This window comes from Erysipelatoclostridium sp. MSK.23.31, assembly GCF_019125875.1.
Classification (GTDB): domain Bacteria; phylum Bacillota_I; class Bacilli_A; order Erysipelotrichales; family Coprobacillaceae; genus Thomasclavelia; species Thomasclavelia ramosa.
Genome location: NZ_JAHOCB010000026.1, coordinates 20,830 through 44,853 on the forward strand (window position 1 = coordinate 20,830; position 24,024 = coordinate 44,853).

The following is a 24,024-nucleotide window of genomic DNA, read 5'->3' on the forward strand; positions in this document are numbered from 1 at the left end:
AATGAGTGATGTAAAGCGTATTTACGTTGAAAAAAGAACAGCGTATGCAACAGAAGCAAACGAAATTAAACATAATTTAATTGAACAATTAGGGTTAGAAATTGATACCTTAAGAATTATCAACCGTTATGATGTTCAAGGAGTTAGTGATGGCATTTTAAAACAAGGAATCAACACTATCTTGGCTGAACCAATGGTCGACGATGTTTATCAAGAAGAATTTCCTACTAATAATCAAGAAGTAGTTTTTGCAATCGAATTTTTACCTGGTCAATATGATCAAAGAGCAGATTCATGTGAACAATGCTTTGCTATTTTAACAGGGAATAGTAGTGCTAAAGTTAAATGTGCACGGGTATTTGCCATTACTTTTAAAGGCGATAAAGATGAAATTTTGACGAAGATTCAAAGCTTCTTGATTAATCCTGTTGATCAGCGTCTTGCTATTTTAGAAAAACCAGCTGATTTAAATGATGTTGCTCCAGAAATTAAACCGGTGCCTACAATTAATGGGTTTAATGAATTAGATAAAACCGGTCTTGAAAAGTTCTTAACTGACAATGGTATGGCTATGAACTATGAAGATTTAAAAGTAACTCAAGATTATTTTAAAAATGAAGAAAAAAGAGATCCTACTGAAGCTGAATTAAAAGTATTAGATACTTATTGGTCTGATCACTGCCGGCATACAACATTTGCAACAGTTATTACAGATTTAGATATTGAAAATGGAGCTTTTAAAGAGATCTTAGAAAAGGATATTGAGGATTATAAAACTAGTCGTCATTTAGTTTATGGTATTGATACAAAACGACCTTTAACATTGATGGATTTAGCCACAATCTCAATGAAAGAGTTACGTAAAACTGGTTATTTAGATGATTTGGAAGTATCTGAAGAAATTAATGCCTGCTCAGTTGAGATTACGGTACATACAACTGATGGTGATGAGCAATGGTTATTAATGTTTAAAAATGAAACACATAACCATCCAACTGAAATTGAGCCATTTGGTGGAGCTGCTACTTGTTTAGGTGGAGCAATCCGGGATCCGTTATCTGGTCGCGCTTATGTATATCAAAGTATGCGGATTACAGGGGCTGGAGATCCTCGTAAATCATTAGCAGAAACAATGGCTGGTAAGTTACCTCAACGTAAATTGTGTCAAGAATCTGCCCATGGTTTTTCCTCTTATGGTAACCAAATTGGGTTAACTACAGGTTATGTTCATGAAATTTATGATGACGGATATGTAGCTAAAAGAATGGAATTAGGAGCAGTTGTTGCAGCGGCACCAAAAGAACAAGTAAAACGTCTAGAACCTTTAAAAGATCATATAGTTTTATTGATTGGTGGTCGTACTGGACGTGATGGTATTGGAGGAGCGACAGGTTCTTCTAAATCTCACGATGTTAAATCAATTGAAACAGCTGGGGCTGAAGTTCAAAAAGGAAACCCGGTTGAAGAAAGAAAAATTCAACGTTTATTTAGAAATAAAGAAGTTAGTGAAAAAGTGGTTCGTTGTAATGACTTTGGAGCTGGTGGTGTTTGTGTTGCCGTTGGTGAATTAGCTCCAGGATTAGTAATCGATTTAGATGCAGTCTTGAAAAAATATGAAGGGTTAACAGGAACAGAGTTAGCTATTTCTGAATCACAAGAACGAATGGCTATTGTAATTGATGAAAAAGATGCGGATTTCATTAAAGCTGAGTGTGCTAAAGAAAACCTAGAAGTAGTTCAAGTTGCAGTGGTTACTGATCAAAACAGATTAGTAATGAAACATATGGGTGAAGATATTGTTAATATTTCTCGTGATTTTCTTGATGCTGCAGGCGCTAAACGTTATCAAAATGTTAAGATCACTTTACCAGATTTTGAAAAGACACCTTTTGATAAACAGTCACAAACTAGTTTTGTTGAAACTGTGAAAGAAACTTTATCAAAATTAAGTGTTGCTTCACAAAAAGGGTTAATTGAAAGATTTGACTCTTCAATTGGTAATGGAACAGTATTATCACCATTTGGTGGAATTAAATATCATACTGAAACTGAAGGAATGGCAGCATTGATTCCAGTGTTAGGAAAAGAGACAACAACAGCTTCAGTTATGACTTATGGTTATAATCCATTGATTTCAAAATGGTCACCATATCACGGAGCAATGTATGCAATTGTTGAATCGGTAGCGAAGATTGTGGCTATGGGTGGAAATTATCATACAATTAGATTTTCATTCCAAGAATACTTTGAGAAACTTCTAGACAACCCAATTACTTGGGGAAAACCAACGGCTGCTTTATTAGGGGCATACCGTGTTCAAAGTGCGTTAAAATTAGCTTCAATTGGTGGAAAAGACAGTATGTCAGGATCTTTTGAAGATTTACATGTACCACCAACTCTAGTTTCTTTTGCTATTACAAGTGGAGATGTTAATGATATCATGACACCTGAAATTAAAGAAACTGGTCATGTTTTAGCTGAAATTATTATTAATAAAGATCAATATCATATATTTGATTTTAATCATCTTCAAAAACAATACGATGCGATTATGGAATTAATGAAAGATAAGAAAATCTATAGTGCTTATACTGTTAAAGATGGTGGTGTTATTGAAGCCGTTAGTAAAATGGCTTTTGGTAATGGTGTTGGAGTAGCTTTTAATAATGAAAATAGTCTTGAAAGCTACATAGTGCGTGATTATGGTAATATTATTATTGAGGTTAAATCTGAAAAAGATTTAAGTATCTTTGATAATTATCGTATTGTTGGAACTACTAATGATAGTGAATTATTATCTTATGGTGGTGAAACAATTTCATTAGATGAAGCTTATGCAATTAATAAAGCGCCTCTAGAAAAAGTATATCCAACAAGAGAAAAAGCACCTACTAGTAAAATCAAAGTGGCAGCTTGTAAAACAAGATCAGATCTTAAACCAAAAGTAACAGTAGAAACACCTCTAGTTGTTATTCCAGTATTCCCAGGAACTAACTGCGAATATGATTCAAAACGTGCTTTTGAAAAAGCGGGAGCTAAAGTTCAATTAGTTTTAATTAGAAATAAGAATGAACAAATGCTTAAAGATTCAATTGATGAATTAGAAGTTGCCATTAAACAAGCTAATATTGTAATGTTACCAGGTGGTTTTAGTGCTGGCGATGAACCTGAAGGTTCTGGTAAATTTATTGCCACAGTATTGAAGAATCCACGTTTAAAAGCAGCAATTACGGATTTATTAGATAATCGTGATGGTTTAATGATCGGAATTTGTAATGGATTCCAAGCATTAGTTAAATTAGGATTATTACCATATGGTAAAATTCAAGAAATGTCTAAAGATGATCCAACATTAACATTCAATACAATTGGTCGCCATGTTTCTCAGATGGTTGATACGCGTATTGGAAGTGTTAAATCACCATGGTTAAAATATGTCAATGTTGATGATATTCATACAATTCCAGTAAGTCATGGAGAAGGGCGTTTTGTAGCTCCTGAGGAAGTGATTGAAGAATTGTTTGAAAATGGACAAGTGTTCTCACAATATGTTGATCCTAATCGTAAGGTAACAATGCAAACACCATACAACCCTAATGGTTCAATGTATGCGATTGAAGGAATTGTTTCTCTAGATGGACGTGTTATTGGTAAGATGGGACATAGTGAGCGTCAAGGTGAAAACCGCTTTAAAAATGTTTATGGTGAAATGGACCAAAAATTATTTGAAGCTGGTGTAGATTATTTTAAAGGTGGAAAATAGAATGGAAAAACAAGAATTTGAATGTCTAACCCTGTGTCCATTAGATGGTCGCTATTCAGGTGTTAAAGATGCTTTAGGAGAATATTTCTCTGAATATGCATTAGTTAAATATAGAGTTTTCGTTGAGATTCAATGGCTAAAGTTCTTAATTGAAAATGTTGAAAGTGACGTTTTAGCTAAATTTGATTTACAAGATATGGATAAACTTACTACTATTTCAAGTGAGTTTAATTACGACTCTTTTGCTCGAATTAAAGAAATTGAAAATACAACACGCCATGATGTTAAAGCAGTGGAGTATTTTATTGATGAAAAAGTTGATGCTTTAGGATTTGGATATTTACAAAGCTTTGTTCACATTGGTTGTACATCTGAAGATATTAATAATACTTCATATGCTTGCATGCTAAAATATGGATTAAAAGATGTATGGTTACCAAAAGCTAAAGAATTTGCTGCTATCATTGATAAATGGGCTGAAGAACATAGTAATGATGCTATGTTGGCGCATACTCATGGACAACCTGCAACACCAACAACAATTGGTAAAGAATTTAAAGTTTATGCTTATCGTTTTTTGTCTAGTATTGAAAATGTTGAAGCAGTTAAAATCAAAGCTAAGTTCAATGGTGCAACAGGTAACTATAGTGCTATTTTAACGGCTTTCCCTAATGAAGATTGGCAAGTTTTAGCAAAAAAATTTGTTGAAGAGTACTTAGGTTTAACATTTAACCCATTGACTACTCAAATTGAAAGTCATGATTATACTTGTCATATTTTGGATGGTATTCGTCATTTCAATAATGTATTAGTCGATTTTGATGTTGATATGTGGCTGTATATTTCAATGGAATACTTTAAACAAATTCCAGTTAAAGGTGAAGTTGGAAGCAGTACTATGCCACATAAAGTAAATCCTATTCGCTTTGAAAACAGTGAAGCTAATATTGATATGTCTAATAATATCTGTATTGCTTTATCTAATAAACTTCCTAAGTCAAGAATGCAAAGAGACTTATCAGACTCTTCAAGCCAAAGAAATTTAGGTTTAGCATTTGGTTATTCTTTACAAGCCATCAATGAAACGATGAATGGGTTGGCTAAGTGTGTAGTTAATAAAGACAAACTAGCTAGTGACTTAAATGAAAAATGGGAAGTATTAGCAGAACCAATTCAAACAATGTTAAGAAAGTATGGAGTACCTGATGCTTATGATACTTTAAAAGCTTTAACAAGAGGTAAAAGTATTTCTAAAGAGGATATTCTAAAATTTGCTGAAAGTCTGGATATCTTATCAGATCAAGATCGTCAAACTTTAGTTGATATGACACCGGCTTCTTATATTGGTTTAGCTAAAGAACTTGCTAAAATCGAATTAAATAAATAGTAGAAAATGACTGGTTTCCAGTCATTTTTTCATTTTATGAAATAATCTACAATCTTTTTATAAACAATATATACTAAGTTATATAAAGATACGTCACGTTATAACGAAAGATGGAAAGGATGTAAATATGAATGTAAAATTAATAGCAGTAGATATGGATGGAACTTTTTTAACAAATAATAATGAATATGATCAAGAACGATTTACGAGGCAATACGAATTTATGAAGGAAAAGGGAATTCATTTTGTAGTTGCTAGTGGGAATCAATATTATCAACTAAGATCTTTTTTTCCAGATATTCATAACGAGTTAGCTTTCATTGCTGAAAACGGAGCTTATATCGTTGATCAAGGAAAAGATGTTTTTGTTGCAAAACTTGCAAAAGAGGATATTCAGACAGTTTTAAAGGTAGTTAATCAATATCCTGAAGTAGAAAAAATTGTCTGTGGTCGAAAAAGTGCTTATATTAGTAAATACATAGATGAAGATTTTTATAATACAATGAACTTTTACTATCATCGTCTTGCTAAAGTAGATAACTTTGATGATTTTGATGATACTATTTTTAAGATATATCTGCATTGTTCAAAAGATAATTTTGAAACGATTTTAACAGAATTGAAAGAGAAGATTGGACATATTATGACACCAGTTGATTGTGGACATTTTGGAATTGATTTGATTATCCCTGGGATTAATAAAGCACATGGAATTAACCTGTTAATGGAACGTTGGAAAATTAGTGATGCCGAAACAATGGCATTTGGGGATAGTGGTAATGATTTAGAGATGCTTGAGCAGGCTACATATGGTTTTGCCATGGCAAATGCAAAAGAAGCAATTAAGAAAATTGCGGATTACACAATTTCCTCTAATGAGGAACATGGTGTATTAGAGGTAGTTGACTGGTATATAAGTAAAAAAAAGATGTTTGAATAAAGAAGATGTAAAGATAAATTACTTCTTCTTTTTGTTTGTTTATTTTTCGTAAAAAATCCAATAATATATATGATTTATTTAATAATATGAGATGTATATGTTATTATTTTATATTAGATTATTGAGATTAAGGAGATTATTATAGATGAATAAAAGAGAAATAAATCAAAAATTAATCGTTAATTACAAAAATCATCTAATTGATGAAGAAAAAAGTTTAGCAACAATAACTAAATATATACGGGATATTGAAAAATTTTATCAATATGCGGATAAAAAGGAAGTTACTAAGGAATTAGTTAAATTATATAAAGAAGAATTAATGAAATCATATAAGCCTACTAGCATAAATAGTATGCTTGCAGCATTAAATCAGTTTTTTGAATATAATGGTTGGCTAGAATGTAAAATCAAAGAACTAAAAATTCAAAAAAGAGTTTTTTTAGAAGAAAGCAAAGAACTATCAAAAGATGAATATAAACGATTAGTTAATGCTGCTCGAAAGCAAAAAAACGAGCGTCTATATGTTTTACTGCAAGCAATTTGCTCAACTGGAATACGTGTTAGCGAACATCGATACATTACAGTCCAAGCACTTAAGGATGGGTATGCGCAAATATATAATAAAGGAAAAGTAAGAGAAATTTTTTTTAGTGATGATCTAAAAAGAATCTTATTAAAATATTGTCATAAAAATAAAATTGAAAATGGGGCAATATTTGTAACCAGAAGCGGAAGACCGTTAGATCGCAGTAATATTTGGAAAGCGATGAAAGATTTGTGTGATGATGCTAAGGTTGAGCGCAGTAAAGTTTATCCTCATAATTTACGTCATCTTTTTGCGGTTACTTACTATAATTTAAAAAAAGATATTGCACGTTTAGCAGATTTATTAGGACATTCAAGTATGGACACTACTCGTATTTATACAATGTCAAGTGGTCGTGAATTTAAAAGATATTTTGATCAGATGGATCTAGTATTTTCTAACCGAAAAAATAATTAAAATAAAAATCAAATACCACATAACACGTATTATGTGGTAAACTACTATAAAAAATAAACACTGCAAAAACAACCTTAAAAAATTAAAAATTTGAGGTTCTTTTAAGTGTGAATAAATTTTGAAAAATATTAAAAAATATATATTTTAGAAAAAAAGAAAATAATTTTCCGAGATTCCCATAAAAATGCTGTTAATAATATTTCAAATTCCTTGTTAAAATTAACTTAATGATGTAAAATGATATTCAGAAGAATAGTTCTTGTTAATCAAATACCACATAATACGTGTTATGTGGTAAATAATATATATTTAATAAGATATTGAGGGGTACAGAAGTGGAAAAAGAAGAGTTATTAGGTCAATTAAGAAATATTACAAATTGTATGATTATTTCTGATTTAAGGTATGTTGGTAAAGATGTATTGTATTCTGCAATTCTGTCTTTAAATGTTGATGATTATAGTATGAAAGAATGGCATGATGCAATTATATATTTAACTGGAAATGATGTAGATAAATCAATTGGTAAAGCTGCTGCAAAAGAATACCTATGTGACTATTATCGTCATAATTAAAAAACATTGGAGTATCTTCCAATGTTTTTTATAGTAAATTAATATTGTGTTTAGTACATTCATCAATCATTTCTTGTGGCCAAATACTTGCCTGAACCTCTCCAACATGAACTTTTTTCAATAATAACATACATAGTCTTGATTGCCCGATTCCACCACCAATTGTGTATGGTAATTCTTTGTTAACGATTTGACTATGATAAGGGAGTTTAAGACGATCTAAACAATTTTCAGCTTCTAATTGTTTTACAAGTGTATCTTCATCGACTCTAATTCCCATTGAAGAAATTTCTAATGCACATTGTAATGGTTCAAACCAGAATAAAATATCCCCATTTAAATTCCAATCATCATAGTCAGGAGCCCGACCATCATGTTTAATTCCACTTTTTAATTTACAGCCTACGCCCATTACAAAAACACATCCTAATTCTTTACAAATCGCTGTTTCTCTTTCGTTAGGAGTTAAATCGGGGTAACGATCTTCTAATTCTTGAGATGTAAAGAAATGAATTTTATCAGGAAGGCGGTTTACAGCATGTGGATATTTATACCATACCTCATGTTCCATATGTTTGATTACTTTAAAAATCTTTTTAACATGACGTTTTAAAGTTTCTTCAGTACGTTCTTCTTTAGCGATCACTTTTTCCCAATCCCATTGATCTACGTAATAAGAATGTAAATTATCAACTTCTTCATCTTTTCTAATGGCGTTCATATTTGTATATAAACCTTCATGCATTTTAAAACCGTATTTTTTAAGTGCCATTCTTTTCCATTTAGCTAGTGAATGAACTACTTCAATTTGTTCTCCAGGTATTTCATTAATAGTAAATGAGACAGGTGATTCGAAACCATTTAAGTTATCATTTAAACCACTACTTTTTTGAACGAATAGCGGAGCAGATATTCTTGATAAATGTAGAGCGCGTCCAATCTCTTTTTGGAAAGTATCACGAATATATTTAATTGCTTCCTGGGTTTGACGAAGATCCAAAACTGGATCGTAGTTTTCAGGTATAATTAAGTTCATTGTAATTATTAATCTCCTTTTAATTATTTTCTACATTGTAACATGTATAAATACATGTATACAACTATAAAATCGAGTAATTTTTATAAACGTTTATTGTAAAAAGTAAAAAAAGACGATAAGATTATAATTACAATAGAAGGAGGCATAAAAATGGCACTTGATGAAATAAAATATCAGACATATGTACAAATCTTAAAAGAGGAATTAGTACCGGCGATGGGGTGTACAGAGCCAATTGCTCTTTCTTATTGTGCTAGTAAGGCCCGTGATATTTTAGGAACTACTCCAACACGCTGTCTAGTTGAAATAAGTGGTAATATTATAAAAAATGTTAAGAGTGTAATTGTACCTAATACAAACGGATTAAAAGGGATTGAAGCAGCAGTAGCAGCAGGGATAATTGCTGGCAATGCGAACAAGGTATTGGAAGTAATTGCTGATGTAAAAAAAGATCAAATCAAGGAAATAAAAGATTATTTAGAGCATAATTGTATTATAGTAAGACCATTAGAAACGGAGCATATCTTAGATATTAAAATTACTTTATTTGATGATGATAATTATGCCATGGTCAGAATTGTTGATCAACACACTAATATTATATCAATTGAAAAAAATCATAGAGTTTTATTCTCTAAAGAAAATAAAATTTGTAATAATGAAATGGTAATTGATCGTTGTAGCCTAAACGTTAAGGATATTTTGGAATTTGCCAATATTGTTGATCTAAATGATGTCAAAGAGATTATTTCAAGACAAATTGCTTATAATAGTGCCATTGCAAAAGAAGGATTAACTAATAATTATGGCGCCAATATTGGTAGTGTTTTATTAAATTCAGGACAGGATATTATTACTCGTGCAAAGGCATTTGCCGCTGCAGGAAGTGATGCACGAATGTCAGGGTGTGAATTGCCAGTTGTTATTAACTCTGGAAGCGGCAATCAAGGAATGACCGTTTCTTTACCAATCATTGAATATGCAAAAGAGCTAAATGTTAATGATGAGAAGTTATACCGTGCTTTAGTACTAGGAAATTTGATTGCGATTCATCAAAAAAATGGAATTGGTCGTTTATCTGCTTATTGTGGGGCTGTTAGTGCCGGATGTGCAGCTGGATGTGGAATTGCTTATTTATATGGTGCTGATTATGAATGCATTGCTCACACAATTGTAAATTCACTAGCAATAACTTCAGGAATTATTTGTGATGGTGCAAAATCTTCTTGTGCGGCAAAAATTGCAGCTAGTGTGGATGCTGGTATTCTTGGATATAAGATGTATTTAGATGGTCAAGAATTCAAAGACGGTGATGGAATCGTTGTTAAAGGTGTAGAGAATACGATTCGTAATGTTGCTCGTCTTGGTAAAGAAGGAATGAAAGAAACAGATAAAGAAATAATTAAGATCATGACAAACTGCTAACTTTTTATTTTATTAGTATGCTATGAAGTGTTTATTATTTTATAGAATGAGTTAAAATTATAATCATGTGGTATAAAATGAAAATATTGGAGAAATAGTATATTTATGATGACAGAGAAAAATCATCTCAAAACAACTGACTGATTAATTGAGGATTAGTGATAAAATAATTTCAAAATGGGAATGTGGAGTTTCCTAAACAAAAGGATATTAAGGAATAACCTGTATTTACCTGCTTGCAAATGAATATAGGTATAAGAGAAATGTTGTAAATGTATTTCTATTATTCTATAATGAAACAAAAAGCAGGTGGGGAAATGGATATTAGAGTTTTAAATTATTTTTTAATGGTTGCAAGAGAAGAAAATATAACAAGAGCTTCACAACTTCTTCATATCACACAGCCTACGCTTTCAAGGCAGCTTATGCAGCTAGAGGAAGAATTGGGTGTCAAATTGTTTCAAAGGAGTAATCATAGTATATACTTAACAAATGACGGCTTATTATTTCGCCGTAGAGCACAGGAAATCGTGAATTTGGCAGATAAGGCACAGGCGGAATTAAAACAAGATACTGATGTATTATCAGGAAACATTGCAATTGGCTGTGGAGAAATGAGAAGTGCACAAGAAATCGCAAAACTTATCACTGATTTTCAAAACATATACCCTTTCGTACAATTTGAGTTATATAGCGGAAACAACGAAAATATTAAGGAACGTATGGAACAAGGTACTTTAGACTTGGGCTTGTTATTAGAACCAGTGAATGTCGTAAAGTATGATTTTATCCGTATGAGGACAAAAGAACAATGGGGCGTTCTCATTCATAAAGATAATCCCCTTTCTAAGAAACAGGTAATCTACCCTGGTGAATTAGTAGGCACAAAGGTTATAACAATACACCTTGATACGCCAGTTCATCATGAGTTGGCAAGTTGGTCAGGGGATTTTGCGAAAGAAATGGAATCATGTGCAAATTATAATCTATTGTATAATGCTGTAATTGTTGCCAAAGAGAAAAAAGGAGCAGTTATCTGTGTGAAGTTAGATAATTATTATGATGACATGAAGTTTATTCCTTTTGAACCTAAACTTGAATTAACTTCTGTACTTGCATGGAAAGACCGTCAATCATATTCTAAGGCAACAAATACCTTTATCAGTTTTATAAAAGACCGCTATAAACATAATTAAAATAGAAATTCAATATTTGTATTTCTGTTAATCCAACATAAGCATTAGACATATCAATGAATGAACTTTAAAATATAGGTGTAACAAGATAACCCGCTATCTTGGTGCACCTATTTTCTTTGAAAGGGGTGGAAAATTGAACCTTTACATGAGGGGTGAAAAATACAATACAATCCTTAATGATTTGGGGTTCACAAATGCAAAAATTGAATTATATATTAGACTTTCACATTTAGGCACTTCAACAAAAGAAAAACGAATACAGATAGTAAGCGAAAAACGTAGAAAAATTCTTGAAGAAATTCATGTAAAAGAAAATCAATTACAGGAAATAGATTTTTTACGGCATGAATTACAGAATGCGTAAATGAAAAGGAGTTGAAAAAAATGGAGTTTATCACTTTAAGCAATGGCGTAAAAATGCCTGCACTTGGATATGGAACATTCACAATGAGCAATGAGGAAACAGAGCGTTGCGTTTTGGAAGCAATTAAAACTGGATATAGACTGATTGATACAGCACAAGCATATTACAATGAAGAAGGTGTTGGTAATGCAATCATAAAATGTGGTGTACCTAGAGAAGAATTATTTATTACAACAAAGATTTGGATTGAAAATGCTGGATATGAAAAGGCAAAGGCTTCGCTTCATGAGTCTTTGAAAAAATTACAGATAGAATACATTGATTTAGTTCTTATTCATCAGGCGTTCAATGACTATTACGGAACATGGAAAGCCTTAGAGGAAGCATATAAATTAGGAAAAGTAAGGGCAATAGGAGTGTCTAATTTTTACCTCGACAGATTTATGGATTTAGCAACTTTCAGTGAAATTAAGCCTATGGTAAATCAATTAGAAACTCATGTTTTCCAACAGCATAAAAATGATAAAAAGTTTTTAGAGAGATATGGAACAAAATTGGAAGCATGGGCACCATTTGCCAGAGGCAGTCAAGGTATTTTTGAGAATGAAGTTTTAATGCAAATTGCAAAACAGCATAATAAAACAATCGGGCAAGTAGCATTACGTTTTCTAATTCAGAATGGAATAATCGCTATTCCTAAGTCGACTCATAAAAATAGAATGGAAGAAAACTTTAATATATTTGATTTTTCACTATCAGATGAAGAAATGAAAAAAATTGAAGAATTGGACTTGGGTGAAAATGTATTTATGAACCACGAAAATGCAGAGGATATTGATAAATTTTTCAAAATGTTTCATGTCGGGCAGAAATAAAAAGGAGAGATGAAAAATGAACTTCCGGAAATCAAAGAAATTATCGTAGAAAAAAGTAAAGGGTGGATTGGTCTAAGTGATGTTGTTACTATGACGATTGATGTAGAAAGTAAACAAGATTTTGACAAAGTTATTCAAAGTGTTGCTCATCAAAAGGTAAGTGCAACAGCACCAGACTTTTTCAGAACAGATAATTTTATATTAACACAAATAGAATATGAAAAGGAGTAGTGTAAAAATGAGTAAATCTTTAGTAGCGTATTTTAGTGCAAGTGGTGTAACCAAAAAAGTAGCAGAAAGATTAAATGAAGTTGTGCAGGGGAATTTGTTTGAAATCGTACCAGAACAACCTTACACAAGTGCTGATTTGAATTGGACAAATCCTAAAAGCCGTTCATCAGTAGAAATGAACGATAAATCGTTCAGACCAGCCGTTAAAGAAAAAATAAGTGATATGGGAGAATATGACATAATCTATTTAGGATTTCCTATCTGGTGGTATATTGCTCCTACAATCATCAATACTTTTCTTGAACAATACGATTTAAGGGATAAAACAATTATTCCATTTGCGACATCTGGAATGAGCGGAATGGGAAAAACAAACGATTATTTAGAAAATTCATGCAAGGGTGCTCGTTTGATGAAAGGGCAAAGATTTGACGAAAATGTTAGTGCAGATGAATTATCTGACTGGGTTAAAAAATGAAATAAAAGGAGTAATGACTTATGCAAAATATATTAGTAGTATCTGGACACACAGACTTAAATAATTCTGTTGCAAATAAGGCAATATTAGAAAGGCTTGAAAATAAATTACCACAGGCTGAATTTGTCTATTTAGACAAACTTTATTCAGATTTTCAAATTGATGTTGAAGCAGAGCAAGAAAAACTTTTAAATGCAGATATAATTGTTTTGCAATTTCCTATTTTCTGGTATGCTATGCCTTCATTACTAAGTCGCTGGCTTGAAGAAACATTTCAGCATGGCTTTTCCCACGGTTCAACCGGTGATAAATTGAAAGGAAAGAAATTGATTGCTTCTTTTACGACTGGTGCTCCAGAATTTATGTATAGTTATGAAGGGGCACAGAAATATCCTATTGAAGATTTCCTCCCGCCGATAAAGGCAATGTGTAATTTGTGTGGATTGGATTACTTTGGATATGTCTATACAGGCGGAGTATCTTATCAAAATAGAAATGATATTGAAAAAATGGCTGAAATGAAAGAAAAAGCAGTTATGCATGCTGATAAATTATTGGAATTGTTAGAAACACTGTAACAAAAAAAGATCATATTTTTGAAAATTGGAAATTAATCAGAAAATAAAAGCTAAATATCCTGATTAGTTTTATATATAAGTAATTTTGTCATAAATATAAACTCTACCGATGGTTGATTGAATAATCAGAATTTTAATAGTAGTATAGGCTCAAGGAGTGAAAGATATGAGCAATATAGATAATGAAAAATGCGGATCCTTCATGATGGAGTTATGAAAAGAGAAAGGTTTGACACAAAAAGAATTTGGAGAAAAATTATGTGTATCAGACAAGATAATCAGCAAATGGGAGCTATCACGATATCCAATACTTGCAAAAGCTTTAGAATTGAGTTATGAGGAGTTATTAGATGGTTGAATTTGGTTTCGACACAAGAAAAGAAAAATATTACTTATGATAGTTGTCAATGGCTGGCAATTCTACATTTTAATTATCGAGATCTGGTAATTTTAAAAGTACATGTATAAATTTGTGAAAATAAAACATATATATTATTTAATCAAAGCACAAATTATCTTCAATATACAACGATGATATGTATTATTATGATTTTTTGATTGAAATGGGGTTAGAAATCTTTGCTGCTAATTTGGATAATTATAATTTTGATTATGATTTAGAGGTTAAGAGTGATAATCTATTAAAAGTGGCTAAAGAATCACAATAACAATACTAAAAAAGTTTTAGTATATACTGATTTTTATTTTTGAGAAAATGCACATATTGATAATGATTGAATAAATAATAAAAAAATATCTAATTTTAGTTGGTCAAAATATTGATTATGAAAAAATTGTTATATAGAATAAAAATGGAACTTTAAAAATTGCTCTAACTGGTGAAACAGCTATATTAGCAAACAAGTGCATTCACGTTTTTGAAATCGAGTATACTTGTAATAAATTTATGCTAAAGGTCAATGGTGAATTTAAATATATTTATGAAGTTAAAATCGATAGATAAAGTGTTTGAGTAATTTATGCTTAAACACTTTTTTGTTGAGAAGATGAGATAAACCTTGTATAATTAAGAAAATAATTACAGGGGGAAGTTAGAATGCGAGATTTAAGCAATATTAAAAATCTAATTATTAAAATAGGTTCATCATCATTATGTGATGATGAAGGGAATATTAATAAAGAGAAAATTTTAAATTTAATTCAACAAATAGCATATATTAAGCGTAAAGGGATAAGTATTACATTAGTCAGCAGTGGTGCTATTAATGCTGGAGTTCATGTAATGAATCTTGAATGTCGCCCGCAAACTATTCCTCAAAAGCAAGCTCTGGCAGCTATTGGACAGGCTTCATTAATGCAAATATATGAAGATTTATTTAGCTTATTTAATTTAAAATGTGCACAAATTTTATTAAATCATGATGATTTTGATGATCGTAAGCGGTTGATGAATTTTAACAATGCAATGCAGGCATTGATTGAATATGACGTAGTTCCAATTATTAATGAAAATGATACTTTAGCGGTCGAAGAAATTAAAGTTGGTGATAATGATACATTAGCATCACTGGTAGTACCGGCTGTTAATGCAGATATGGTTGTACTAGTCAGTGATATTGATGGATTATATGATGATAATCCACATACGAATAAGAATGCAAGATTGATTCGTAATGTCGATGGGATTACTAAAGAAATTGAAAGCATGGCAAAAGATGCTTCAAGCAAGGTTGGAACTGGAGGAATGATTACTAAGATTAGAGCAGCTAAAGTTTGTAATGACTTTGGCTGTGATATGGCTATTGTTAATGGTAACCAACCAAACGTTTTGATTGATCTGATTGAAGGAAAAGATGTGGGTACTTATTTTGATGGTAAACCTGGAAGACTCCTTAATTCTAGACAACATTGGATTATGTATCGAAGTATGTCAAAAGGAACAATCGTTGTTGATGAAGGTGCTAAAAAAGCATTAGTTACATGCCACTCAAGTTTGTTGCCTAAGGGAATTATTGAGGTAAGAGGAAATTTTTTAATTTCGCAGATTATTGATATTGTTGATGGTAATGATAGTCTGTTAGCACGTGGAATGGTAAATTACTCAAGTGATGAGATAAGATTGATTAAAGGATTGAACACTAGTGAAATCGAGGATGTTTTACATTATAAAGATTATGATGAAGTAGTTCACGCAAATAACCTGGTATTAGTAGAAGGAGTGAAAAATTAATGATAGAAGAACAATTAAAACAGGCTAAACTAGCTTGTCGAAAGATGCAAAATATTGATAAAGATACCAAAATAAAAGCTTTAGAAGCTATTAGTAAAAATTTGATTTCTAATATTGATTATATCGTGGCCGAAAATAAGAAGGATGTTGCTTGCGCCAAGGAAAACGGAATCAGTGAGGCAATGGTTGATCGACTTTTATTAACTAGGTCACGTATTGAAAGTATTGCTAATGATGTTTTAAAAGTAGCTGGATTACATGATTGCATTGGTGAAGTTGTTCGTGAGATAAAACGTCCAAATGGCTTAATCATTAAACAAGTTCGTATTCCCATTGGAACAGTAGCTACTATTTATGAATCTCGCCCTAATGTTACAGTTGATATAGCTGCTATTTGTATAAAGACAAATAATGTTTGTATTCTAAAAGGCGGAAAAGAAGCGATTAATTCTAATATTGCTCTAGTAAGGGTAATCAAAGAGGCAATCACAAATATTTTACCTGAAAATGTTGTTAATTTGATTGAGAAAACAGATCGTAGTGTTGTTACTGAAGTTATCACAGCCAATAATTATATAGATGTTGTCGTTCCTCGGGGGGGAGCAGGGTTGATTCAACATGTTGTAAATAATGCAACTGTCCCAGTAATTGAAACTGGTGCAGGAATTTGTCATCTATACATTGATCAAGAAGCTGATTTAGAAATGGCTGTTGAAGTTGCAGTTAATGCTAAAATTTCTCGTCCTTCAGTTTGTAATGCGATTGAAACTATTTTAGTTCATCAAGGTGTTGCAAATGAATTTTTAACGTTATTAAAACCAAGGTTTGATAAAATTAAGATATTTGGTGATGAAATAGTTTTAAAATATCTAGAAGGCAATAAGGCAACAACCAAGAATTATGCTACTGAATATGATGATTATATTTGTAATATTAAAGTTGTGAATGATATCAATGAAGCGATTGAGCATATCTATGATTATTCAACCAAACATTCTGAAAGTATTATTACTAATAATGAAGATACAGCTAGATATTTTATGGATTCTTTAGATTCTGCCTGTGTTTATCATAATGCTTCAACTCGTTTTACTGATGGTGGAGAATTTGGATTTGGCGCTGAAGTTGGAATTAGTACTCAAAAATTACATGCACGTGGTCCAATTGGACTGCAGGAAATGACATCAACAAAATATAAAATATTTGGGAATGGGCAAATAAGATAGATATAGGCAAATTAACTGTCTATATCTTTTTTATTTTTAGTTGAATCAGATTAGAATTTTGAAAGTTAGATAAATATTTTGATTGTATTAAAATTACTAATTTATCCAATAATAAATTAGTAAATAATTGAGGTAAATAAATGAATAAACAGTTTAAATTAATAATTAAGATATTATTGATGATAATATCAGGTCGTTATTATTATAGCATCTTAACTAATGAGTATTGTTATAAATTTGTTGATCAAAAAAAGATTCAAAATTTAAAGACTAATACCTTGGGGATAGGAACATATAATATAAAATCCTTAAATTATGGGAAAAATGATTTAAAAAGTTTTAATAAGGATATTATTGATTTAAAACTTGATATTATTTGTTTGCAAGAGGTAGATAAGAATTCTTTACGTTCAGGCAATTTTGACATGCTAAAAATCATGGCAAATTCTAGTGTATATTGTTATTATTATTTTTATCCTACCATGTGGATTTTAAGTGGTTACTATGGTTTGGGAATCTTAAGTAAATATTCTATAATAGAAGTTATGGCTCAACTATTACCAAATAGCATAATAAGGGAACCGCGTATCCTTACAAGAACAAAGCTCTATTTTAATGAGCAGATAATTAATATTTATAATACCCATTTAACTTATGCGGATAATCAATATCGTATTAAACAAATGGATTATGTAAAAAAGCATGTTGATTTTAACAGTTACAGCATCTTAGCTGGTGATTTTAATTCATTTAAAATGAACAATAAATTTAAAATGGAAGGGGTAAAGTGTATCAACGAGAATAAAAAATACAAGACTTTCTGCGAATTTGCAGCACCTGATAATATTTTTTATGCAGATTTTTTTGAATTAAAGAATTGTGGTTTGAAAAAATCATCATTTTCTGATCATGATTTATTGTATGGTGAGTTTTTTCTAAAGGGTTAGATTCAAGACGAATACATAATTGTTAATGTCTTGACATCGATTATAATTATCACTAAACTATAATTAAATTATATAAAAGTGAGGCTAAATTATGAATATTGATGAAAGAGTGAAAAAAGCATATGCTTTACATCATTCAGGTTATAACTGCGCTCAGGCAGTACTTGGGGCATATGTGGATTTATTTGATTTAGATATGGATAGGGCAATGACTATTGCTTATGGTTTTGGTGGCGGTGTCGGGATGACAAGAGAAATTTGCGGAACTTTAACTGGTGGGGCTATGGCTTTAGGACTTAAATATGGTAAAGGTGAAGCAGATGTTAAACAAAAAAAATTTGTTAATGAAAAAGTAGCAGCTTTGTGTAAAGAATTTGAAGATTCTCATGGATCAGTGGTTTGTGGAGAACTACTAGGATTATGGGAAACAAATAAAAAAGTTAATCGTGCTACTTGTGATGATTTAATTGCTGAAGTAGTAAGATTACTAGAAAAATATTTAGTTGATTAAGATGTCAAATTTGACATCTTTTTAAGTATGACGACTTGTCATACATTTAGGGTGAAAGTCCTTCGTGAACGTAGTTGTCGACGAATCGCATAGTGCATCGGAAATGTATTTGAGCCAAAGGACATATTATACACTAGGATCTAGGCATTAGAAAGTGAAAAGGAGAAGAGCATGCAAATTATGTCTAAATTATTAGAGGAAGTCTTATCTAAGAAAAATATGATACTTGTCTATAAAAGTACAAGTCGTGTGGATAATGTATGTAGCCAATGATGAAATAAAAGATTATGTTAATTAAAACTAGAAAGACATCAAAAGACAAATCGAAACAAGGTTTTACAAACCACAACCTGTTAAAAGGGTTGAAATACCAAAGCCTAGTCATGGTGTTAGAAAACTTGGGTCAATCATGGTAGAGCAAGACAAATATCATACGCTATTAATTCGTGATAACTAAAACATGTGTTGTGCGTGCTGTAGCAAAAGAAAGGCTAGCACATAAAGACTAGTTAGTTGTTTGGATTATTATTTATTGAGATATAAATTGAAATTTAATTAAACTGCCGTATATGGAACCGTATGGACAGTGGTGTAAGAGAGGAAAATTATTTAAAATTTTTCGCTACTTGATTATAAAATAGTTGACAATGGTTAGTAGACTAACTATAATGGTTAGTGTACTAACGGAATAGTTAGTCATCTAACTAATGAAAGGAGGTACATCATGGAAGAGATAAGTTTTGATGATGTTGAAGAAGTAATTAATAATTTTCAAGGGTTAAATAAAACAATGCATTATATGATGATGGAAAAAACAGAAAAGTTTGATATATCACCGGATCAAACAAGGTTATTATTTATGTTGCAGAATCATCAAAACATTAATCAAAATGCTTTAGCAAAGAAGTTAAATATTACTAAAGCAACTTTATCAGTGAGATTGCAGCGCCTTGAAAAACTAGGTTATTTAACTAGAACACAAGATAAAAATGATAAACGTAATTATATTTTAAATATTACAAAAACTGGAGAGGTATTTATTGAGGCGGCAATCAAAATTATGAAAGAAAAAACAATGATTATGTTTGAAGGGGTTTCTAAGGAACAGATAACTGTTATTAATGATGTTATTAATATCATGAAAAAGAATATTGAAAAATGTAAAGGAGAAGAATAATGCTAAAATTAAAACATTATTTTAAAAAGTTTTGGGCACCAATTCTACTTTGTGTAGGATTATTATTCTTACAATCACAATCAGAATTAGCATTACCTGATTATATGTCGGATATCGTTTCGGTAGGAATTCAGGCTGGTGGCTTTGATAGTGCAGTAAGTGATGTTTTGAGTGAAGAAACATATAATCATTTATTAGTACTGATGGATGAAGAGGATCAGCAACAATTTATGGATGCATATAAATTAGTTGAGCCCAGTAATCTTGATAAAGATACTTTAGATAAGTTTCCTAAAGCAAAAGGTCAAAATATCTATAAATTAAAAGATCTAAGTGAAAAAAAATTAGACTGTTTAGAGAGTATTTTAGTTAAACCAATGTTGATGGTAACATCAATTGATGGAATGGATAAAAATAGTAAAGAATATCAAGAACAGTTTGGGCAATTACCGCCAAATATGACACCTTACGATGCTTTAGCAATGATGGATAATACAACTAAAGCTAAAATGTTTAGTAAAATTGATAGTCAGATGGAAACGATGGGTGAATCAACTTTAAAAATTGCTGCCGGTAACGGTGTAAAAGCAGAATATTCTAGACTAGGTTGTGATACTGATAAGATTCAAAATGACTATATTTTATGGTCTGGGTTAAAAATGTTAGCAATTGCTTTAGCTGGTACTGTATGTGCTGTTGCTTGTGGGTTCTTGGCTAGTAAGGTTGGGGCTGGTGTTTCGAGATTATTACGTCGTGATGTTTTTGAGAAAGTTGAAAGTTTTTCAAATGAAGAATTCAATAAGTTTTCAACTGCATCACTGATTACAAGAACAACGAATGATATTACCCAAGTACAAATGGTCGTAATTATGTTCATTCGAATAGTATGTTTTGCTCCAATGATGGGAATTGGGGCCTTGATCAAAGCTTTTAATAATACACCATCAATGACTTGGATTATTGGTTTAGTTTTATTGGTGATTTTTTGTTTGATTGGTGTTACTTTTGCAATTGTGATGCCAAAGTTTAAGATCGTACAATCATTAATTGACCGTTTAAATTTAACAATGCGGGAAAATCTTTCAGGTATGCTAGTAATTAGGGCATTTGGTAATGAAAAGCATAGTGAAGAAAGATTTGAAAAGGCTAATGGTGATCTAACAAATGTCAATTTGTTTGTCAATCGAACAATGGCTTCATTAATGCCGATTATGATGTTCATTTTTAATGTAGTAACATTATTGATTGTATATTATGGAGCAAAACAAATTGATTTAGGTAATATTGCAATCGGACAAATGATGGCTTTTATGCAGTATGCAATGCAAATTATTATGTCATTTTTGATGATTGCAATGATTTCAATTATGTTGCCACGGGCTAGTGTAGCAGCAGATCGTATTTATGAAGTTATTTCAATGGAACCTAAAATTGTTGATCCTAAGGAACCTAAAGCTTTTATTGAAAGTAAAAAAGGTTTAGTTGAATTCAATAATGTTACATTTAAATATCCTGGTGCTAATGAAGCAGTATTAGAAAATATTAGTTTTACTGCAAAGCCTGGTGAAACTACAGCATTTATCGGTTCAACGGGATCCGGTAAAAGTACGTTAATCAATTTAATTCCTCGCTTTTATGAAGTAACTGAAGGTAATATTAAGATTGATGGTGTTGATATTCGTGATGTTAATCAACATGATTTAAGAGATAAAATTGGTTTAGTACCTCAAAAAGGATTATTATTCTCAGGAACCATTAGATCAAATTTAACTTATGGTGCACCTGAGGCTACAGACGATGAACTTGAAGAAGTAATTCGGGTAGCTCAGGCAAAAGAATTTATTGATAATAAAGAAGAAAGATTAGATAGTGAAATTTCACAAGGTGGAACAAATGTATCTGGCGGTCAAAAACAACGTTTAGCAATTGCTCGAGCTATTGCTAAAAATCCAGAAATCTTTATTTTTGATGATAGTTTTTCAGCTCTAGATTTCAAGACAGATGCTAAATTACGTCAAGAATTAGATAAGATGGTTAAGAAGACTAAAAATACAGTATTGATTGTCGGACAACGTATTGCTTCAATTATGGGAGCTGAACAAATCATTGTTTTAGATGAAGGTAAGATTGTTGGAAAAGGAACCCATGAAGAGTTAATGAAAAATTGCGATGTCTATCAAGAAATCGCATATTCACAATTATCAAAGGAGGAATTAGGACATGAGTAATCAACCAAAAAGAAATGGTCCTAAATTCGGACCTGGTGGTATGCACGGAATGCGTGGCGGTGAAAAAGCTAAAGATTTTAAAGGTACTTTAGGTAAATTATTTAAATATTTAAGACCGTATTATTTTCGTTTAGTTATAGTTGTGATTTTTGCTTCAGCATCAACGGTTTTTGCAATCGTAGGACCAAAGATTTTAGCTAAAGCAACAGATAAATTAAGTGAAGGTATCATGGCTAAAGTAGCTGGTACTGGTGGAATTGATTTTGATTATATTGGTCAAATTATTTTGATTTTAGTTGGATTGTATTTGATTAGTGCTTTATTTAGTTATATACAAGGTTTTATTACTTCAACTATTTCACAACGAGTTGCTTATGATTTAAGAACATCAATTTCTCAAAAGATGGATCGGATGCCATTAAGTTATTTTGATAAACATACTAGTGGTGATATTTTAAGCCGAGTAACAAATGATATCGATACAATCGCACAATCACTAAATCAAAGTATGTCACAGGTAATTACGTCGACAGTAACGGTAATTGGAATCTTTATCATGATGTTGACTATTTCACCAGTTATGACTTTGATCGCAGTTTGCGTATTACCAGTATCAATGGTTTTGATTGGTTTAGTAATGAAACGTTCACAAAAATATTTTGCGCGTCAACAAGCTGCTTTAGGTGATGTCAATGGTCATATTGAAGAAATGTATGGTGGTCATAATGTGGTTAAAGCATTTAATGGTGAAGCTGCTTCAGTAGAACAATTTAATGAGTATAATGATAATTTATATGAAAGTGCTTGGAAGTCACAATTCTTTTCGGGTTTGATGCAGCCAATCACAGGATTTGTTGGAAATGTTGGATACGTTGCGGTATGTTTATTAGGTGGTGTTCTTGCTGGTGGTGGTAGTATCACAATTGGTGATATTCAGGCCTTTATTCAATATGTAAGACAATTTAATCAACCAATAACACAATTAGCACAGACAATGAATATGTTACAAAGTACAGCAGCAGCGGCTGAACGTGTTTTTGAATTTTTAGGTGAAGAAGAATTAGAACCAGAAACACCAAAAGTTACTGCTGATGAGGTGGCTAAAGTTGAAGGTTCTGTTACCTTTGCTGATGTTAATTTTGGGTATTTAAAAGATCAAACGATTATTAATGATTTTAGTTTACATGTTCATGCGGGGCAAACTGTTGCAATTGTAGGACCGACTGGTGCTGGAAAAACAACGATCGTAAAATTATTAATGCGATTCTATGAATTAAATAGTGGTTCGATTCTTATTGATGGTAAAGATATTCGTGATTTTGGACGTCAGGATTTACGATCATTATTTGGAATGGTTTTACAAGATACTTGGTTGTTTAATGGAACAATTAAGGAAAACCTAATGTATGGAAAATTAGATGCAAGTGATGAAGAAGTCAAGGAGGCTTGTAAAGTCGCTTATGTTGATCATTTTGTACAAACATTAGAGAATGGATATGAAACAATGATCAATGAGGAATCATCTAACATTTCTCAAGGGCAAAAACAACTTTTAACAATTGCACGTGCTTTCTTAAAAGATCCAAAAATTTTGATTCTTGATGAAGCAACTTCTTCAGTAGATACAAGAACAGAAGTATTAATTCAAAAAGGAATGGAAAAGCTAATGGAGGGAAGAACAAGTTTTGTCATTGCCCATCGTTTATCAACAATTCGTGATGCTGACACAATTATTGTAATGAAAGATGGTGACATTGTAGAACTTGGAAATCATGATTCATTATTGGCTAAAGATGGCTTCTATGCCTCATTGTATCGTTCTCAATTCGAGGGATCAGATGAATAGAAACAGTTTAAACAACTGTTTCTTTTTTTGCTTTTAAA

At 31.3% G+C, this 24,024-nt stretch carries 22 protein-coding genes; 21 read left to right on the plus strand and 1 reads right to left on the minus strand.

The window, feature by feature from the left end; all coding sequences use genetic code 11:
• Position 1: 1 nt before the first annotated feature.
• From KSU54_RS11940 to KSU54_RS11960, 5 genes are all read left to right on the plus strand, one after another.
• On the plus strand, positions 2–3,763 hold the full coding sequence (locus KSU54_RS11940; RefSeq protein ID WP_117792600.1) for a phosphoribosylformylglycinamidine synthase: 3,762 nt from the start codon (positions 2–4) through the stop codon (positions 3,761–3,763).
• Position 3,764: 1 nt separating this feature from the next.
• The gene (gene purB / locus KSU54_RS11945; RefSeq protein ID WP_008791642.1) at positions 3,765–5,150 is read left to right on the plus strand and encodes an adenylosuccinate lyase; all 1,386 of its coding nucleotides are present in this window, start codon (positions 3,765–3,767) and stop codon (positions 5,148–5,150) included.
• A gap of 127 nt (positions 5,151–5,277) precedes the next feature.
• Positions 5,278–6,090, plus strand: a complete 813-nt coding sequence (locus KSU54_RS11950; RefSeq protein ID WP_003537606.1) for a Cof-type HAD-IIB family hydrolase — start codon at positions 5,278–5,280, stop codon at positions 6,088–6,090.
• A gap of 145 nt (positions 6,091–6,235) precedes the next feature.
• A complete protein-coding gene (locus tag KSU54_RS11955) occupies positions 6,236–7,096 on the plus strand; it encodes a tyrosine-type recombinase/integrase (RefSeq protein ID WP_003537607.1) in 861 nt (286 codons plus the stop codon).
• 335 nt (positions 7,097–7,431) lie between these two features.
• Positions 7,432–7,671, plus strand: a complete 240-nt coding sequence (locus KSU54_RS11960) for a hypothetical protein (RefSeq protein WP_008791643.1) — start codon at positions 7,432–7,434, stop codon at positions 7,669–7,671.
• A 28-nt stretch (positions 7,672–7,699) separates the two neighbouring features.
• On the opposite strand, the gene asnA is transcribed toward KSU54_RS11960, so the two are convergent.
• Positions 7,700–8,707: an aspartate--ammonia ligase gene (gene asnA / locus KSU54_RS11965; protein WP_009300246.1), complete on the minus strand. Its 1,008-nt coding sequence runs from the start codon at positions 8,705–8,707 to the stop codon at positions 7,700–7,702.
• Between the two features lie 153 nt (positions 8,708–8,860).
• Between asnA and KSU54_RS11970 the strand changes: the two genes are divergently transcribed.
• From KSU54_RS11970 to KSU54_RS12040, 16 genes are all read left to right on the plus strand, one after another.
• Positions 8,861–10,135, plus strand: a complete 1,275-nt coding sequence (locus KSU54_RS11970; protein ID WP_003537612.1) for an L-cysteine desulfidase family protein — start codon at positions 8,861–8,863, stop codon at positions 10,133–10,135.
• 317 nt (positions 10,136–10,452) lie between these two features.
• Positions 10,453–11,331: a LysR family transcriptional regulator gene (locus tag KSU54_RS11975; RefSeq protein ID WP_008791645.1), complete on the plus strand. Its 879-nt coding sequence runs from the start codon at positions 10,453–10,455 to the stop codon at positions 11,329–11,331.
• Between the two features lie 136 nt (positions 11,332–11,467).
• Positions 11,468–11,698 carry a hypothetical protein gene (locus KSU54_RS11980; RefSeq protein ID WP_226814607.1) on the plus strand — a complete coding sequence of 77 codons (231 nt, stop codon included), beginning with the start codon at positions 11,468–11,470 and terminating at the stop codon, positions 11,696–11,698.
• A 20-nt stretch (positions 11,699–11,718) separates the two neighbouring features.
• The gene (locus tag KSU54_RS11985) at positions 11,719–12,573 is read left to right on the plus strand and encodes an aldo/keto reductase (protein WP_117798672.1); all 855 of its coding nucleotides are present in this window, start codon (positions 11,719–11,721) and stop codon (positions 12,571–12,573) included.
• Positions 12,574–12,582: 9 nt separating this feature from the next.
• A complete protein-coding gene (locus KSU54_RS11990) occupies positions 12,583–12,804 on the plus strand; it encodes a hypothetical protein (RefSeq protein WP_226814606.1) in 222 nt (73 codons plus the stop codon).
• A 7-nt stretch (positions 12,805–12,811) separates the two neighbouring features.
• Positions 12,812–13,282, plus strand: a complete 471-nt coding sequence (locus KSU54_RS11995; RefSeq protein WP_117792595.1) for a flavodoxin — start codon at positions 12,812–12,814, stop codon at positions 13,280–13,282.
• 20 nt (positions 13,283–13,302) lie between these two features.
• Complete coding sequence (locus tag KSU54_RS12000; protein ID WP_003537619.1) at positions 13,303–13,860, plus strand: NAD(P)H-dependent oxidoreductase; 558 nt, start codon at positions 13,303–13,305, stop codon at positions 13,858–13,860.
• Positions 13,861–14,089: 229 nt separating this feature from the next.
• On the plus strand, positions 14,090–14,218 hold the full coding sequence (locus tag KSU54_RS12005) for a helix-turn-helix domain-containing protein (RefSeq protein ID WP_009009826.1): 129 nt from the start codon (positions 14,090–14,092) through the stop codon (positions 14,216–14,218).
• 178 nt (positions 14,219–14,396) lie between these two features.
• Entirely contained in the window at positions 14,397–14,528 is a 132-nt protein-coding gene (locus tag KSU54_RS19170; protein ID WP_003537621.1) for a hypothetical protein, read from the plus strand.
• 389 nt (positions 14,529–14,917) lie between these two features.
• On the plus strand, positions 14,918–16,051 hold the full coding sequence (proB, locus tag KSU54_RS12010) for a glutamate 5-kinase (protein WP_009009827.1): 1,134 nt from the start codon (positions 14,918–14,920) through the stop codon (positions 16,049–16,051).
• Entirely contained in the window at positions 16,051–17,277 is a 1,227-nt protein-coding gene (locus KSU54_RS12015) for a glutamate-5-semialdehyde dehydrogenase (protein ID WP_117792593.1), read from the plus strand. The genes proB and KSU54_RS12015 overlap by 1 nt, the downstream gene beginning before the upstream one ends.
• 140 nt (positions 17,278–17,417) lie before the next feature.
• On the plus strand, positions 17,418–18,224 hold the full coding sequence (locus KSU54_RS12020) for an endonuclease/exonuclease/phosphatase family protein (protein ID WP_117792591.1): 807 nt from the start codon (positions 17,418–17,420) through the stop codon (positions 18,222–18,224).
• 91 nt (positions 18,225–18,315) lie between these two features.
• Entirely contained in the window at positions 18,316–18,735 is a 420-nt protein-coding gene (locus tag KSU54_RS12025) for a C-GCAxxG-C-C family protein (RefSeq protein ID WP_117792589.1), read from the plus strand.
• Between the two features lie 724 nt (positions 18,736–19,459).
• Positions 19,460–19,912 (plus strand): MarR family winged helix-turn-helix transcriptional regulator, encoded by a 453-nt coding sequence (locus tag KSU54_RS12030; protein ID WP_003537632.1) that lies wholly within the window; start codon positions 19,460–19,462, stop codon positions 19,910–19,912.
• On the plus strand, positions 19,912–22,140 hold the full coding sequence (locus KSU54_RS12035; RefSeq protein WP_117792587.1) for an ABC transporter ATP-binding protein: 2,229 nt from the start codon (positions 19,912–19,914) through the stop codon (positions 22,138–22,140). The genes KSU54_RS12030 and KSU54_RS12035 overlap by 1 nt, the downstream gene beginning before the upstream one ends.
• The gene (locus KSU54_RS12040) at positions 22,133–23,986 is read left to right on the plus strand and encodes an ABC transporter ATP-binding protein (protein WP_003537635.1); all 1,854 of its coding nucleotides are present in this window, start codon (positions 22,133–22,135) and stop codon (positions 23,984–23,986) included. The genes KSU54_RS12035 and KSU54_RS12040 overlap by 8 nt, the downstream gene beginning before the upstream one ends.
• The last annotated feature ends 38 nt before the right edge of the window (positions 23,987–24,024 follow it).